This is a genomic window from Plantibacter sp. MDV22-iso1, from assembly GCF_058408345.1.
Window position 1 is genome coordinate 207,317 of the sequence record NZ_JBZVDY010000004.1, and the last position, 16,115, is coordinate 223,431.

Sequence of the window (16,115 nt, forward strand, 5' to 3'; positions counted from 1 at the left end):
CCGTCCCTTCCCGACCGGGTGCGTGCCACCCGGTTCTGGCAGTGGTTGCCGACGACGATCGACAAGCGCGTGCGTGTCGTCGCCTGGCTCTCCTTCGCCTTCCAGCTCGTCCTCATCGGGACCGGGGGCGCCGTCCGCCTGACGGCCTCCGGGCTCGGATGCCCGACGTGGCCGCGCTGCACGGACGACTCCTTCGTCAACACGCCGGAGATGGGCATCCACGGGTTCATCGAGTTCGGCAACCGCCTCCTCACCTTCGTCCTCGCGGCCATCGTGATCGCAGCGTTCCTCGCGGTGATCCGTATGCGTCGGCAGCGCCCCGACCTCTTCCGGCTGACCCTGCTCCAGGGACTGTCGATCCCCGCGCAGGCGGTCCTCGGCGGCATCACGGTCCTCACCGGGCTGAACCCGTACGTGGTCGGGCTGCACTTCGTCATCTCCATCGTCCTGGTCGCCCTCGCGACGATGCTCGTCCATCGGGTGTACCGCGGTCCCCGTGGCGCGGTGAAGGTCATGCCCGGCTGGTACCTCGGCGTCGTCCACCTGACGAGCCTCTTCGTCGCCGTCACCGTCGTGTTCGGCATCCTGACGACGGGCTCGGGCCCGCACGCCGGCGACAACTCGAAGGAAGTGCCGGCGCCGCGCAACGGGTTCGACCCCGAGTTCCTCCAGCACCTCCACAGCTGGCCCGCCTACGCGACGCTCGCCGGCACCATCGTGCTGCTCGTCGGCGTGATCGCGCTCGGCGCCCGCCGCGGGTCGCGCGGGGTGCGCACCGCGGTCTCGACCCTGCTGGCGGTCGAAGTGGTGCAGATCATCGTGGGGCTCACCCAGGCCCGCCTCGGACTCCCCGAGGTGCTCGTGGGGCTGCACATGGTGCTCGCCGGGTTGCTCGTCGCCGCGATGACCTGGGTCGTGCTGCAGCAGCGGATCCCGGTCCGGACCGCGTCACGCGTCGAGGAGTCGGCATCCCTCAGCGTCTCCCGCTGATGGCTCAGCTTCGCTCCTGCTGACGGGTCAGCGGGCCTGCTGACGGCTCACTGCGCCTGTTGACGACTCAGAGCATCCCGACCGCGATCACGCGGACGACCGCGGTCCCGGACTCGTCGGAGGCGTCGAGGTCGATGACGGCGCTGATCCCCCAGTCGTGGTCGCCGGCCGGATCGGCGAACACCTGACGCACCCGCCAGACACCGCCCGTGTCGCCCACGGGGCGCTCGTCCTCGTCGTCGACGACCAGCAGCGCCGGGCTCCGTGCTGCAGCACCGGTCGGGAGTTCACCGTGCTCCTCGAAGTACGGATCCATGGCGTCGGCCCAGGCGTCGGCGTCGAATCCGGCCGTCGCGTCGAGCTCGCCGAGCGCGTCGTAGTGCTCCAGCGACGCGAGCTGGACCCGGCGGAAGAGTTCGTTCCGGACGAGGACGGTGAACGCCCGGCGGTTGGCGAGGACGCTCCGTGGCGTGGGCGGGAGCGATCGACTCGTCTCCGCATGGCGTTCGGGGTCCGGGTGGGACAGTTCCTCCCACTCGTCGAGCAGACTCGAGTCGACCTGTCGGACGAGTTCGCCGAGCCACTCGATGAGGTCCTGGAGCTCCTCGTCCTTGAACTCGTCCGGCACGCTCTGCCGGATCGCCCGGAAGGCGTCGGAGAGGTACCGCAGAACGAGTCCCTCGGATCTCGAGAGACTGTAGAACGAGACGAACTCGCTGAAGTTCAGTGCACGCTCGATGAAGTCGCGCACGACCGCCTTCGGGCGGAGCTCGAGGTCGAGTGCCCACGGCTGCGCGGCGGTGTAGCTCGTGAACGCCGCCTCGAGGAGTTCGGCCAGCGGTCTCGGATGGGTGACCGCCTCGAGGAGCTCCATGCGCTGGTCGTACTCGATCCCCTCGGCCTTCATCGCCTGCACGGCCTCGCCTCTGGCGAGGTGCTGCTGGGCCATGACGATCTGGCGCGGATCGTCGAGCGTCGATTCGACCACCGAGATGACGTCGAGGGCGAAGCCGGGCTCCGCGGGGTCCAACAGCTCGAACGCGGCGAGGGCGAACGGTGACAGCGGAGCGTTGAGCGCGAAGTTCGGCTGCAGTTCGACCGTGAGGCCGATGACGACCTCACCCGTCTCGGGGTCGATCGTCTGGGTGATCACCCCTGCCGTGCGGAGGGTGCGGTAGATCTCGAGCGCCCGCCTGGCCAGGGCGAAGCGTCTCGCCCGAGGCTCGTGGTTGTCGAAGACGAGGGAGCGGATGGTGCCGAAGCTGTCGCCGCCGCGTGCGATGACGCTGAGCATCATCGCGTGGGTGAGCTGCATGTGGCTGGTCAGCGTTTCAGGCTCGGCCGCGACGAGGCGCTGGAAGCTCGGCTCCCCCCAGGACACGAACCCCTCCGGCGCCTTCTTCCGGATGATCTTGCGGCGCTTCTTCGGGTCGTCGCCGGCCTTCTCGATGAGCTTGAGGTTCTCGGTCTCGTGCTCGGGGGCCTGGACGACGACGGTGCCCGCGGTGTCGTAGCCGGCCCGACCCGCACGACCGGCGATCTGGTGGAACTCCCGGGCGTTCACCTGGCGCATCTTCGTGCCGTCGTACTTCGTGAGCGCCGTGAACAGGACCGTGCGGATCGGGACGTTGATCCCGACGCCGAGGGTGTCCGTCCCGCAGATGACGCGGAGGAGACCACGTTGGGCCAGCTGCTCCACGAGGCGTCGGTACTTCGGCAGCATACCGGCGTGGTGCACGCCGATCCCGCTGCGGACGAGCCGGGACAGCGTCGTGCCGAACGCGGTGCTGAACCGGAAGTCGCCGATGGCGTCGGCGATCTCGTCGCGTTGCTCGCGGGTGACGACCTTGAGACTGGTCAAGGCCTGTGCCCGCTCGAGCGCCGCCGCCTGCGCGAAGTGGACGATGTAGATCGGAGCCTGTCCCGTGTGGAGGAGGTCCTCCACGGTCTCGTGGATCGGCGTGGTCGCGTAGGAGAAATGGAGCGGCACCGGTCGTTCGACGCCGGTCACGATGGCGGTCTCACGGCCGGTCCGGCGCTCGAGGTCGCGCGCGAGGTCACCGACGTCGCCGAGGGTCGCGGACATGAGGACGAACTGCGTGTCCGGGAGGGTGAGGAGGGGCACCTGCCACGCCCACCCGCGGTCGGGGTCGGCGTAGAAGTGGAACTCGTCCATCACGACCTGGTCGATGCCGGCGTCCTCGCCGTGCCGGAGCGCCAGGTTGGCGACGATCTCCGCGGTGCAGCAGACGATCGGCGCGTCGGCGTTCACCGAGGAGTCCCCGGTGACCATCCCGACGTTCTCAGCGCCGAACATCTCGACGAGTGCGAAGAACTTCTCGCTGACGAGCGCCTTGATCGGGGCCGTGTAGTAGCTGCGGCGACCGGAGCTCAGCGCCGCGAAGTGTGCGCCGGCGGCGACGAGGCTCTTGCCGGTGCCCGTCGGGGTGGAGAGGATGACGTTGGCGCCGTCGACGATGCCGATGAGCGCCTCCTCCTGCGCCGGGTACAGGCTGAGTCCGCCGGCCTCGGCCCAGGAGACGAACCGGTCGAAGACGATGTCGGGGCTCTCCCCCGTCGCAGCGATCAGCCGGCCGCGTTCCGCTGCGTCAGCCACCGGGTCAGAACGGGAGCAGCGGGTCGATGCCGACGGCGAGGAACAGGAGGGTCAGGTAGGTGATCGACCCGTGGAAGACGCGCATCGGCGAGACGTGCTCGTGACGGATCGCGAGGTTGTAGAGACGGTGGGTCTCGTAGACGAACCAGCCGCCGGACAGGAGGGCGACGGCGCTGTACAGCAGCCCCATGTCGGCCACCGGGATGAGCAGGAGCGAGCAGACGACCGTCGCCCACGCGTACAGGATGACCTGGAGGCCGACCTGCGCGCGACCGCGGACGACGGCGAGCATCGGCACGCCGACGGCCTGGTAGTCGCTGCGGTACTTCATGGACAGCGGCCAGTAGTGCGGCGGCGTCCAGAGGAACACGACCGCGAAGAGGATGATGGGTGCCCACGAGAGCGAACCGGTGACGGCGGCCCAGCCGATGACGACGGGGAAGCAGCCCGCGATCCCACCCCAGATGATGTTCTGCTGGGTGCGTCGCTTCAGCCACAGCGTGTACACGAAGACGTAGAAGAGGATCGCGCCGACGGACAGTGCGGCCGCGAGCCAGTTGGTGGTGGCGAGGAGCCAGACCGTCGAGACGACGCCGAGCGTCCACGCGAACACGAGCGCCTCGCGCGGCGTGAGCTCGCCGGTCACCAGGGGGCGCTTCTTCGTGCGGTCCATGACCGCGTCGATGTCGCGGTCGATGTAGCAGTTGAACGCCGCTGCGGAGCCGGCGCTCAAGGACCCACCGATGACGGTCGCGATGACGAGCCACCAGTCGGGCAGACCGCCCTTCGCGAGGATCATGACGGGGATCGTCGTCACGAGGAGCAGCTCCATGACCCGCGGCTTGGTCAGGGCGATGTACGCCTTAGCCTTGCGTCGGAAACCGAGCTTGGGGCTCGACACACGTTCTGCTACAGCGACGTCCATTGCTCCTCTAACGTTCGGTTCACCACGCACTGCTCGCCCGGTGCGCGGTCCGCAGACGATTCTACGACACGCGCAGGCGGCTCCCTACTCACGGTGCGCAGGCGCACGGTCCCTCACCAGGTGACGCCCGACGTGCAAGCGCTGCAACGATCGGTGACGTCGCGTGTTCGCGCTCGTCGAACATCGACCCTCCGCTGCAGGGGTTCGCTATGCTGGGAAGTGCTCGCCAGCCACTGTGCACGCGTGCGCCCCCCTTCACCCAGTTCGAAGAGCGGTGTCGTGTGCTCGGACGCCGAAGACGACGTGGGCCGCGAACGCACAGAAGAAGGCTCGACCGCTCGTCGGCCTCCTGTTCCGATGAGAAGGGTCAGTATTCAGTGGCAGATCTGCAGTGGGAAAGCATTGACAGCAAAGCAGTCGACACGGCGCGCATCCTCGCCGCCGACGCGGTGGAGAAGGTCGGCAACGGCCACCCGGGAACGGCGATGAGTCTCGCCCCCGCCGCCTACCTGCTGTTCCAGAAGGTCATGCGACGCGATCCGAAGGACCAGGACTGGCTCGGACGCGACCGCTTCGTCCTGTCGGTCGGGCACAGCTCGCTGACCCAGTACGTCCAGCTCTACCTGGGCGGCTACGGTCTGGAACTCTCCGACCTCGAGGCGCTCCGCACCTGGGGCTCGCTCACGCCTGGTCACCCGGAGTACGGCCACACCGACGGCGTCGAGATCACCACCGGTCCGCTCGGCCAGGGGCTCGCCTCCGCCGTGGGCTTCGCGTACGCGTCCCGCTTCGAGCGTGGCCTGTTCGACCCCGAGGCCGAGGCCGGCACGAGCCCGTTCGACCACTTCGTCTACGTCATCGCCGGCGACGGCGACCTGCAGGAAGGCGTCACGAGCGAGGCCTCCTCGCTCGCCGGTCACCAGCAGCTCGGCAACCTCATCGCGATCTACGACTCCAACCAGATCTCGATCGAGGACGACACCAACATCGCCTTCACCGAGGACGTCAAGGCCCGCTACGAGGCCTACCACTGGCACGTCCAGGTCGTCGACTGGAAGAAGACCGGCGAGTACGTCGAGGACGTCCATGCGCTCAACGACGCGATCGAGGCGGCGAAGGCCGAGACCGACAAGCCGTCGCTCATCATCCTGAAGACCATCATCGGATGGCCGGCTCCCAAGAAGCAGAACTCCGGCAAGATCCACGGTTCGGCGCTGGGCGCCGAGGAGCTCGCGGCCGTCAAGGAGGTGCTCGGCTTCGACCCCGAGCAGAACTTCTTCGTCGCCGACGAGGTCATCGAGCACACCCGCAAGGCGATCGACCGCGGTGCCGAGGCACGTGCCGAGTGGCAGCAGACGTTCGACGCCTGGGCCGCGGCCAACCCGGAGCGCGCTGCGCTGCTCGAGCGTCTCGAGGCCGGCGAACTCCCCGAGGGTGTCGAGTCGGCGCTGCCCGTGTTCGAGGCCGGCAAGGACGTCTCGACCCGCGCCGCATCCGGCAAGGTGCTCAACGCGCTCGGCCCGGTCATCCCCGAGCTGTGGGGCGGTTCGGCCGACCTCGCCGAGTCGAACAACACGACGATCGAGGGCGGTGCGTCGTTCATCCCGAGCGAGCACTCCACCCACGAGTGGACCGGGAACCCCTACGGTCGCGTCCTGCACTTCGGCATCCGCGAGCACGCCATGGCCGCGATCCTCAACGGCATCGTCCTGCACGGCCCGACCCGCGCGTTCGGTGGCACCTTCCTCATCTTCAGCGACTACATGCGTCCGGCCGTCCGTCTCGCCGCGCTCATGAACGTGCCGTCCATCTTCGTATGGACCCACGACTCCGTCGCCCTCGGTGAGGACGGCCCCACCCACCAGCCGATCGAGCAGCTCGCCTCGCTCCGTGCCATCCCGAACCTCGCCGTCGTGCGACCGGGTGACGCGAACGAGGTGGCCTATGCCTGGCTCGAGATCCTCAAGCGTCGCGGCGGCCCGACCGGCATCGCGCTGACCCGTCAGAACATCCCGGTGTTCGAGCGCGGCACGGGCGACGCCACCGGCGAGACCTTCGCTGCAGCGTCGAACGTCGCCAAGGGTGCGTACATCCTCGCCGAGGCGCCGGGTGGAACGCCGGACGTCATCCTCATCGCGACGGGCTCCGAGCTCCAGCTCGCCGTCGAGGCCCGCGAGGTCCTGCGCGGCGAGGGCGTCAACGCCCGCGTCGTCTCGGTGCCCGCACTGGAGTGGTTCGAGGAGCAGTCCGCCGAGTACCGCGAGTCCGTCCTCCCGAAGGCCGTCACCGCACGCGTCTCCGTCGAAGCGGGTCTCGGGCTGACCTGGAAGAGCATCGTCGGCGACGCCGGCCGGACCGTGTCGATCGAGCACTTCGGTGCGTCCGCCGACTACAAGACGCTGTTCCGCGAGTTCGGCATCACCACGGAGGCAGTCGTCTCCGCAGCACACGAGACGCTCGGCAAGTAGCCCGGGCGAAGGAGACAGAAGAACATGACTGAAACCCCAACCGCCCAGCTGTCCGCCGCCGGCGTCAGCATCTGGCTCGACGACCTCTCCCGCGGACGCATCCAGTCCGGTGGGCTGGAGCAGCTCATCGCCGACCGCAACGTCGTCGGTGTCACGACGAACCCGACGATCTTCGCGTCCGCGCTCAGCAACGGCGACGTCTACGCCGAGCAGGTCGCCCAGCTCGCCGCCGACGGCAAGGACGTCACCGAGGCGGTCTTCGAGATCACCACCGACGACGTGGCTGCTGCATCGAAGATCTTCCGTGGCGTCTACGACGCCTCGAACGGGTACGACGGCCGCGTGTCGATCGAGGTCGAGCCGGGCTTCGCGCACGACGCCGCCGCGACGATCGAGCAGGCCAAGCAGCTCTGGGCCAAGGTCAACCAGCCCAACGCGATGATCAAGATCCCCGCGACGGTCGAGGGCCTCGAGGCCATCACCGCCGTCATCGGCGCCGGCATCAGCGTCAACGTCACGTTGATCTTCAGCCTCACCCGCTACCGCGAGGTCATCAACGCGTTCCTCACCGGTCTCGAGCAGGCGAAGGCCGCGGGCCACGACCTCTCGACGATCCACTCGGTCGCCTCGTTCTTCGTGTCGCGGGTCGACACCGAGATCGACAAGCGTCTCGACGCGATCGGCAGCCCCGAGGCGACCGCGCTGAAGAGCAAGGCCGGCGTCGCGAACGCCCAGCTCGCCTACCAGGTCTTCGAGCAGGAGTTCGCGAGCGAGCGTGCCACCGCGCTCCTCGAGGCCGGCGCCAACAAGCAGCGTCCGCTCTGGGCCTCGACGGGCGTCAAGTCCGCCGACCTCCCCGACACGCTCTACGTGACCGAGCTCGTCGCCGACGGCGTGGTCAACACCATGCCGGAGAAGACTCTCGAGGCGACCTTCGACCACGGCGTCATCACCGGCGACACCGTCACCGGCTCTTACGCGGCTGCGAACGAGGTCCTCGACGCCATCGCCGCACTCGGCGTGTCCTACGACGAGGTGACGGCGCTGCTCGAGCGTGAGGGCGTCGAGAAGTTCATCGTGTCCTGGGACGAGCTGCTCGAGACCGTGAAGACGGCTTTGGAGGCCTCCAAGTGAGCTTCAAGATCCGCGTGAGCGGCGCGGCGGAGGCCGCTGTCGCATCGGTGGTCCCGACCCTCGTCAGCGACCTCGTCGCGTCGCGCATCACGGACCAGGACCCCACGCTGTGGGGTCCTGCGGCCGAGGCCGAGGCGTCCAAGCGCCTCGGCTGGGTCCAGGCGGTCTCCATCTCCCGCCCGCTGGTCGAGCCGATCCTCGCGCTCCGTGAGCAGTTCAACGACGAGGGCATCGACCACATCGTGCTCGCGGGCATGGGCGGTTCCTCGCTCGCACCCGAGGTCATCACGAACACGCTGGGCGGCAACCTGACCGTCCTCGACTCGACCGCTCCCGGTCAGGTCCTCGCGGCCCTGGCGGACCGCCTCGAGACCTCCGTGCTCGTCGTCTCCTCGAAGTCCGGCTCCACGGTCGAGACCGACAGTCAGCGCCGTGCCTACGAGGCCGCGTTCACGGCTGCGGGGATCGACCCCGCCGGCCGCATCGTCATCGTCACCGACCCGGGCTCCCCGCTCGAGGCGGCGGCGAACGAGGCCGGCTACCGGGTCTTCAACGCCGACCCCAACGTCGGCGGTCGCTACAGTGCGCTCACCGCCTTCGGTCTCGTGCCGTCCGGTCTGGCCGGTGTCGACATCGGCGCGCTGCTCGACGAGGCCGACGCGGTACTCGGTGAACTCGCGATCGACGACGCTTCGAACCCGGGTCTCATCCTGGGCGCGGCGATCGGCGGCACCGTTCCGCTGCGCGACAAGGTCGGTCTCATCACCGACGGGACGCACATCGTCGGATTCCCGGACTGGGCCGAACAGCTCATCGCCGAATCGACCGGCAAGTCCGGTCGCGGTCTGCTGCCTGTCGTGCTCAACCCGCTCGCTCCCGAGCTCGAGTCGAAGCCGGCCGACCTCCAGATCGTCCGCATCGTCGACGATGCCCACGAGTTCCACCTGCTGCGCCACGACCGCCACGAGGGCGAGATCCTCGTCAGCGGCAGCCTCGGCGCGATGATGCTGGTGTGGGAGTACGCGACCGTCGTCGCCGGGCGCCTCATCGGCATCGACCCGTTCGACCAGCCGGACGTCGAGTCCGCGAAGGTCGCCACCCGTGGGCTGCTCGACAACCGTCCGGAGCCCGAGGCACCCGCCTTCGTCGCCGACGGTGTCGAGGTCCGCGGCTCTGCCGGTCTCCTCGACGGCGTGACCACCCTGTCCGGCGCCGTCGAGGCACTGCTCGCGCAGCTGCCCTCCGACGGGTACGTCGCGATCCAGGGCTACGTCGACCGTCTCGCCTCCCCGCAGCTCGAGAGCATCCGCGACCTCGTCGCGGCGAAGGCGGCACGACCCACGACCTTCGGGTGGGGTCCCCGCTTCCTGCACTCGACGGGTCAGTACCACAAGGGCGGCCCCGCGAACGGCGTGTTCCTGCAGATCACCGAGACGGCCCCCGTCGACCTGGAGATCCCCGAGCGCCCGTTCACCTTCGGCCAGCTCATCGAGGCCCAGGCGGGCGGCGACGCCCGCGTCCTCGCCGAGCACGGTCGTCCGGTCCTCACGCTGACGCTCACGTCGCCGGACCAGAACATCGTCACCCTCTTCGACGCCGTCAACGACTAGCGCGTCACTGCACAAGGAGCTTCATGTCCCCGGTGGAAATCACCCCGGAGTCCAACCCGCTGCGGGTGGACACCGACCGACGCCTCAATCGGATCGCCGGTCCGAGCGGCCTCATCATCTTCGGCGTGACAGGTGACCTGTCCCGCAAGAAGCTGATGCCGGCCGTGTACGACCTGGCGAACCGGGGCCTCCTGCCCCCTGGCTTCTCACTCGTCGGGTTCGCCCGACGGGACTGGGAGGACCAGGACTTCATGGAGGTCGTCCACGAATCCGTCAAGCAGTACGCCCGGACCGAGTTCCGCGAGGACGTCTGGAACCAGCTCGCCCAGGGCATCCGGTTCGTCCCCGGTGAATTCGGTGACGACGCGGCGTTCGAGAAGCTGAAGGAGACCATCGAGGAGCTCGATGCGGATCGCGGGACGATGGGCAACCACGCGTTCTACCTCTCGATCCCGCCGAAGGCCTTCCCGCAGGTCACCGAGCAGCTCCGTCGCTCGGGACTCGCGGAGCCCGCTGACGGTCAGTGGCGCCGGGTGGTCATCGAGAAGCCGTTCGGCAGCGACCTCAAGACGGCTCGCGAGCTGAACGACATCGTGCAGTCGGTCTTCCCGTCGGACTCGATCTTCCGGATCGACCACTATCTCGGCAAGGAGACCGTCCAGAACATCCTGGCGCTCCGGTTCGCGAACCAGCTGTACGAGCCCATCTGGAACGCCAATTACGTCGACCACGTGCAGATCACCATGGCCGAGGACATCGGCGTCGGCGGTCGTGCCGGGTACTACGACGGCATCGGAGCGGCGCGCGACGTCATCCAGAACCACCTGCTGCAGCTCCTCGCCCTCACGGCGATGGAGGAGCCGATCTCCTTCAACGCGGCAGACCTGCGCGCTGAGAAGGAGAAGGTCCTCGCGGCCGTCCGCCTCCCCGACGACCTCGGGGCCGCGACGGCCCGTGGGCAGTACGCCGGTGGTTGGCAGGGTGGCGAGCACGTGCTGGGCTTCCTCGACGAGGACGGGATGAACCCGGAGTCGACGACCGAGACCTACGCGGCCATGCGGCTCGACATCAACACGCGTCGGTGGGCCGGCGTGCCGTTCTACCTGCGTGCCGGGAAGCGCCTCGGACGCCGCGTCACCGAGATCGCGGTCGTCTTCAAGCGTGCTCCGCAGTACCTGTTCGCGGAGAGCCAGACCTCGGCGCTCGGCCAGAACGCCTTGGTCATCCGCGTCCAGCCCGACGAGGGTGTCACCATCCGCTTCGGTTCGAAGGTCCCGGGTGCCGGCACCCAGGTCCGCGACGTCACCATGGACTTCGGCTACGGCCACGCCTTCACCGAGGCGAGTCCCGAGGCGTACGAACGTCTCATCCTCGACGTCCTGCTGGGCGACCCGCCCCTCTTCCCCCGTCACGAGGAGGTCGAGCTCTCCTGGAAGATCCTCGACCCGATCGAGGAGTACTGGGCCGCTCAGGACACGCCGCTCGAGCAGTACGCTCCCGGCACCTGGGGCCCCTCCTCGGCCGACGACCTCATGAACCGCGACGGACGCACCTGGAGACGACCATGATCGTAGACCTGCCAGACACGACCACGAGCAAGCTCTCGAAGGCGCTCGTGACCATCCGCGAGGACGGCGGCGCCGTCGCCCTGGGTCGCGTGCTCACCCTGGTGATCTCGACGCGGCTCGGAGCCGAGGAGGAAGCCATCGAGGCCGCCAACGAGGCCTCCCGCGAGCACCCCATGCGGGTCATCGTCCTCTCCACGGAGCACGACGACCAGCAGTCCTCCATCGGCGACCGGCTCGATGCCCAGATCCGCGTCGGCGGCGACGCCGGAGCGAGCGAGGTGGTCATCCTCCGCGCCTACGGTGCGGTGGCCGAGAACGAGGAGAGCCTCGTGACCGGTCTGCTCCTGCCCGACGCACCCGTCGTCGCCTGGTGGCCCGGTGAGGCACCCGAACGCGTCTCGACGTCACCGATCGGCCGCATCGCCCAGCGTCGTATCACCGACGCGTCCGCGGCGGCGGACACCCACGCCGCGCTCCGCGGTCGCGCGGCGAACTACGCCCCCGGAGACACGGACTTCGCATGGACCAGGCTCACGCTCTGGCGTGCCCAGCTCGCGGCGGTGCTCGACCAGCCGCCGTACGAGCCCGTCACGGCGATCGAGGTGTCCGGAGCATCGGACTCCCCGTCGACCGAGCTGCTCGCCGCCTGGCTCCAGTTGCAGTTGCAGGTCGACGTGACCCACGAGCTCAGCATGGCCCACGGGTCGAGCGGCATCCACGGTGTCCGCCTCACGCGGGCGTCCGGCAACGTCGTCCTCGAGCGACCCGTTCCCGACATCGCGACGCTGATCCAGCCCGGACAGCCGACGCACGACCTCTCGCTCCCCCGTCGCAGTCTGCGCGACTGCCTCGCCGAGGAACTCCGCACGCTCGACCCGGACGTCTTGTACGGACAGGTCATCACCGTGGGCCTCCCCGGCCTCGGCGAGCCGGTCACGCTCCGCGCTCGGACCAGCTGATGCCGACCGAGCGACGCGTCCTCGTCTATCAGGACCGCGACCAGCTGACGACCTCGGTCGCCAAGCGGTTCCTGTCCCGAACCCGTGAACTGCTCGAGTCGCAGGAGACGGTCCACGTCGTCCTGACCGGCGGGACGGTCGGCACGGGGACGCTCGCCGCCGTGGCGGCGTCGAAGGACCGCGACCGGGTGGACTGGTCCCGGGTGCACCTCTGGTGGGGAGACGAGCGCTGGGTCGCTCGGGACGACGCCGATCGGAACGAGTTGCAGGCACGGGAGGCCTTGCTGGAAGCTCTGCTGGCGCTTCCGGAGCGTGGCCTCGTCGCCGAACACGTGCACGGATACCCGGCGCCGGAGGACGGCATCGACCTCGACGCCGCTGCGGTGCGGTACGCGGACGAGCTCCGTCGGTTCGCGCGACCCGGCGAGGACCACCCCCGGTTCGACATCACGTTCCTGGGTGTCGGTCCCGACGGTCACGTCGCGTCGCTCTTCCCGGAGCGGGCCGAGGTCTCGGTCACCGACACCTCGGTGGTCCCGGTGCGGAACTCCCCCAAGCCGCCGTCGGAACGACTCAGCCTGACGCGGCCGGCCATCAACTCCTCCGTGCGGGTCTGGCTCGTCCTCGCCGGCACCGACAAGGCGTCGGCACTCGGCCTCGCCCTCGCGGGTGCCAGCTACAACGAGGTCCCCGCCGCCGGGGCCAAGGGACGCAAACGGACGGTGTTCTTCGTCGACCAGGATGCTGCCGCCGAGGTCCCAGATTCGTTGATCCTGCCGGAGTACTAGCAGAGGCCGGCCGCCGAGCCGGTGCCAGCATGCAGAAAGGCCGTTCCCCGAGGGGAACGGCCTTTCCGCATTTGTGGTCCTGGTTACTTCGCTGCCGTACCGCGGCGTGCACGGAGCTGCTGGAGTGCTTCTTCGAGCAGCTGCTCGGCTTCTTCCTCCGTGCGCCGTTCCTTCACGTAGGCGAGGTGAGTCTTGTACGGCTCGAGCTTCGCGACCTCCGGCGGGTTCGCCTTGTCGCGACCGGCCGGCAGACCGGACGTCGGGCAGTCGATCGTCTCGGGGATCTCCTCGTCGGGGACGTTCGCCGCGAAGTGGCGGACCGTCTCGTTGCCGAGGGCGTCCCAGTAGGAGATGGCGATGCGGTCCGCGTGGTAGCCGTGGTCCTGCTCGCCCATGGGACCGGCGCCGACGCGTGATCCCCTGATAGCGCTTCCGCCTGATGCCATGGTGTTTCCTCTTTCTCGTACTGTCGAGAGTGGTTCGGGTGTGGTGCGTCGAGTTGCGTCCCCGGGATCGGGGCTTCGCGGCCGGTCTAGGCGGCGGCGAACTTCGTCAGGAGCCCGATCACGACGATGCAGGCGCCCCAGGTCAGGCCGAGGATGACGGTGAAGCGGTTGAGGTTGCGCTCGGCGACCCCTGACGAACCGAGGTTGCTGGAGGAGCCGCCGCCGAACATGTCGGACAGACCGCCGCCGCGGCCCTTGTGCAGCAGGATCAGGAAGGTGAGCAGGAGGCTGGTGATGCCGAGCAGCACCTGCAGGATGACCTGGAGAATCTCCACGTGAGACCTTTCGCATTCGCGTTCAGAGGGGCTGAACCGCCGTCCAGTATACCTCGACGGTTCAGCGGACACGGCTCGGCCCGCGGCTGGTGCCGCGGGCCGAGCCGTGTCGGTACTGCTGGTGCAGCAGGTCGGTCAGAGTCCGACGTGCTGCGAGAAGCGGGCGATCCCGGCGAACTCGTCGGCGAGCAGGCTCGCACCGCCGACGAGGGCACCGTCGACGTCGGGTTCGCGCATGAAGCCGGCGATGTTCGAGGCCTTCACCGAACCGCCGTAGAGGATCCGCGTGCGCTGCGCCGCCTCATCGCCGAGGACCTCGGCGAGCGTGCTGCGGAGAGCGGCTGCGACCTGCTGCGCCTGGTCGGGCGTCGCCGCCTGACCGGAACCGATGGCCCACACCGGCTCGTAGGCGACGACGATGTCCGCGTCCGATGCGAGTCCGTCGATGGCAGCCTTGAGCTGCGCCACGGGGACGGCCGACGGGCCGTGTTCCTCGAGGTCTTCGGCGGTCTCACCGATGCAGATGACGGGGACGAGGCCGTGTCGCACGGCTGCGGCCGCCTTCGCCTGGACGACCTCGTCGGTCTCGTTGTGCAGGGTGCGGCGCTCGGAGTGTCCGACGAGCACGTAGCGGCAGTCGAGCTTCGCGAGGAACGCTCCGGAGATCTCACCGGTGTAGGCGCCAGCGTCGTGCTGCGACAGGTCCTGCGCGCCGTAGGCCAGCTTGAGCTTGTCGGCGGCGACGATCGTCTGGACCGAGCGGAGGTCCGTGAACGGCGGGAAGATGGCCACCTCGGCGTCGGCGTAGTCGTGCTTGCCGTCCTTGAGCGTCCAATCGAGCTTCTGGACGAGCGCGATCGCCTGGAGGTGGTCCAGGTTGAGCTTCCAGTTGCCGGCGATCAGGGGCACACGCGTGCGCCCGGAGGTTACTGCTGCCATCCGAGGACCTCCAGTCCAGGCAGACGCTTGCCCTCGAGGAACTCGAGGCTGGCGCCGCCACCAGTTGAGATGTGACCGAACTGGTCATCATCGAAGCCGAGCGCACGAACCGCTGCGGCCGAGTCACCGCCACCGACGACGCTCAGGCCGTCCGTGCGGGTGAGTGCTTCAGCGACCGCGCGCGTACCGGCGGCGAAGGGCGCGAGTTCGAACACGCCCATCGGGCCGTTCCAGAACACCGTCTTGGACGCGGCGACGATCTCGGCGAACGCTGCAGCCGTGTCCGGTCCGATGTCGAGTCCGAGCCCTGCGGCACCGAACGGGGTGTCCTCGATGGCGTCGGCCGGGCGCACGACGTGCTCGGCGTCGGCGCCGAACGCCGAGGCGACGACGACGTCGGTCGGCAGGACGATCGTCACGCCGAGCTCGTCGGCCTTCGCGAGGTACCCGCGGACGGTCTCGATCTGGTCCGCTTCGAGCAGGCTCGAACCGACGGCGTGCCCCTGGGCGGCGAGGAAGGTGAACAGCATGCCACCGCCGATGAGCAGCGAGTCGACGCGCGGCAGCAGATGGCCGATGACGCCCAGTTTGTCGGACACCTTCGAGCCGCCGAGGACGACCGTGTAGGGGCGCTCCGGGGTCTCGGTGAGACGGTCGAGGACCTCGAGCTCAGCGGCGATGAGCAGTCCGGCAGCGCTCGGGAGCAGCTTGGCGAGCTCGTACACGCTCGCCTGCTTCCGGTGGACGACACCGAAGCCGTCGGAGACGACGACGTCGCCGAACGCGGCGAGCTTGGCGGCGAACGCCTCGCGTTCGCCGGCGTCCTTGCTGGTCTCGGCGGAGTTGAAGCGCAGGTTCTCGAGCAGCACGACGTCGCCGTCGGTCTGTGCGGCGACGGCGTCGGTCGCGGCACTGCCGACGGTGTCGGCGGCGAAGGTCACGGGCTTGCCGAGGAGTTCGGACAACCGCTGCGCGACGGGCGCAAGGCTGTACTTCGCGTCGGGTGTACCGTCGGGCCGGCCGAGGTGCGAGACGATGACGACACGCGCACCCTGGTTGATGAGCGCGTTGAGGGTGGGGAGTGCCGCGCGGATGCGGCCGTCGTCGGTGATGACGCCGTCCTTCAGCGGGACGTTGAGGTCGAGGCGGACGACGGCTCGGCGACCGCTGAGGTCGCCCAGCGAGTCGAGGGTGCGAAGGGTCATGAGGAGGGTCTTTCTCTGCGCTGAGCCACGACCACCGACGAAGCCGAACGGGCGCCCTGAAGATGATTCAGGACGCCCGTTCGGACCATACGGTGTCTGGCTGCTCGGGTGAGGAGTGCGGCAGACAGCCG

At 68.9% G+C, this 16,115-nt stretch carries 13 protein-coding genes; 7 read left to right on the plus strand and 6 right to left on the minus strand.

What is annotated here, in order from left to right; genetic code table 11:
- Nucleotides 1-18 precede the first annotated feature (18 nt).
- Nucleotides 19-990 (plus strand): COX15/CtaA family protein, encoded by a 972-nt coding sequence (locus AC4PMY_RS18020; RefSeq protein ID WP_491623377.1) that lies wholly within the window; start codon nt 19-21, stop codon nt 988-990.
- Nucleotides 991-1,057: 67 nt separating this feature from the next.
- On the opposite strand, the gene AC4PMY_RS18025 is transcribed toward AC4PMY_RS18020, so the two are convergent.
- The gene (locus AC4PMY_RS18025; RefSeq protein ID WP_491623327.1) at nt 1,058-3,607 is read right to left on the minus strand and encodes a DEAD/DEAH box helicase; all 2,550 of its coding nucleotides are present in this window, start codon (nt 3,605-3,607) and stop codon (nt 1,058-1,060) included.
- 4 nt (nt 3,608-3,611) lie between these two features.
- A complete protein-coding gene (locus AC4PMY_RS18030; RefSeq protein ID WP_064296933.1) occupies nt 3,612-4,532 on the minus strand; it encodes a heme o synthase in 921 nt (306 codons plus the stop codon).
- Nucleotides 4,533-4,909: 377 nt separating this feature from the next.
- Between AC4PMY_RS18030 and tkt the strand changes: the two genes are divergently transcribed.
- The 6 genes from tkt to pgl are packed head-to-tail and all read left to right on the plus strand — an operon-like array spanning nt 4,910 to nt 13,059.
- A complete protein-coding gene (gene tkt, locus AC4PMY_RS18035; protein ID WP_064296932.1) occupies nt 4,910-7,000 on the plus strand; it encodes a transketolase in 2,091 nt (696 codons plus the stop codon).
- Nucleotides 7,001-7,024: 24 nt separating this feature from the next.
- Nucleotides 7,025-8,134 (plus strand): transaldolase, encoded by a 1,110-nt coding sequence (gene tal, locus AC4PMY_RS18040; protein WP_491623328.1) that lies wholly within the window; start codon nt 7,025-7,027, stop codon nt 8,132-8,134.
- Complete coding sequence (locus AC4PMY_RS18045; protein WP_064296930.1) at nt 8,131-9,744, plus strand: phosphoglucose isomerase-related protein; 1,614 nt, start codon at nt 8,131-8,133, stop codon at nt 9,742-9,744. The genes tal and AC4PMY_RS18045 overlap by 4 nt, the downstream gene beginning before the upstream one ends.
- A gap of 23 nt (nt 9,745-9,767) precedes the next feature.
- Nucleotides 9,768-11,312 (plus strand): glucose-6-phosphate dehydrogenase, encoded by a 1,545-nt coding sequence (gene zwf / locus AC4PMY_RS18050; protein WP_064296929.1) that lies wholly within the window; start codon nt 9,768-9,770, stop codon nt 11,310-11,312.
- Nucleotides 11,309-12,271 (plus strand): glucose-6-phosphate dehydrogenase assembly protein OpcA, encoded by a 963-nt coding sequence (locus AC4PMY_RS18055; protein WP_064296928.1) that lies wholly within the window; start codon nt 11,309-11,311, stop codon nt 12,269-12,271. The genes zwf and AC4PMY_RS18055 overlap by 4 nt, the downstream gene beginning before the upstream one ends.
- Nucleotides 12,271-13,059: a 6-phosphogluconolactonase gene (gene pgl / locus AC4PMY_RS18060; RefSeq protein ID WP_064296927.1), complete on the plus strand. Its 789-nt coding sequence runs from the start codon at nt 12,271-12,273 to the stop codon at nt 13,057-13,059. Before AC4PMY_RS18055 ends, pgl begins: the two co-directional genes overlap by 1 nt.
- An 83-nt stretch (nt 13,060-13,142) precedes the next feature.
- Here the strand turns inward: pgl and AC4PMY_RS18065 are convergent, their stop codons facing one another.
- The 4 genes from AC4PMY_RS18065 to AC4PMY_RS18080 form a co-directional block, all read right to left on the minus strand.
- Nucleotides 13,143-13,505, minus strand: coding sequence for an RNA polymerase-binding protein RbpA (locus AC4PMY_RS18065; protein ID WP_064296926.1), 363 nt, complete (start codon nt 13,503-13,505; stop codon nt 13,143-13,145).
- A gap of 86 nt (nt 13,506-13,591) precedes the next feature.
- The gene (gene secG, locus AC4PMY_RS18070) at nt 13,592-13,840 is read right to left on the minus strand and encodes a preprotein translocase subunit SecG (RefSeq protein WP_056005661.1); all 249 of its coding nucleotides are present in this window, start codon (nt 13,838-13,840) and stop codon (nt 13,592-13,594) included.
- 135 nt (nt 13,841-13,975) lie between these two features.
- The gene (gene tpiA, locus AC4PMY_RS18075; RefSeq protein WP_491623329.1) at nt 13,976-14,779 is read right to left on the minus strand and encodes a triose-phosphate isomerase; all 804 of its coding nucleotides are present in this window, start codon (nt 14,777-14,779) and stop codon (nt 13,976-13,978) included.
- Nucleotides 14,767-15,984 carry a phosphoglycerate kinase gene (locus AC4PMY_RS18080; protein ID WP_064296924.1) on the minus strand — a complete coding sequence of 406 codons (1,218 nt, stop codon included), beginning with the start codon at nt 15,982-15,984 and terminating at the stop codon, nt 14,767-14,769. Before AC4PMY_RS18080 ends, tpiA begins: the two co-directional genes overlap by 13 nt.
- Nucleotides 15,985-16,115 lie beyond the last annotated feature (131 nt).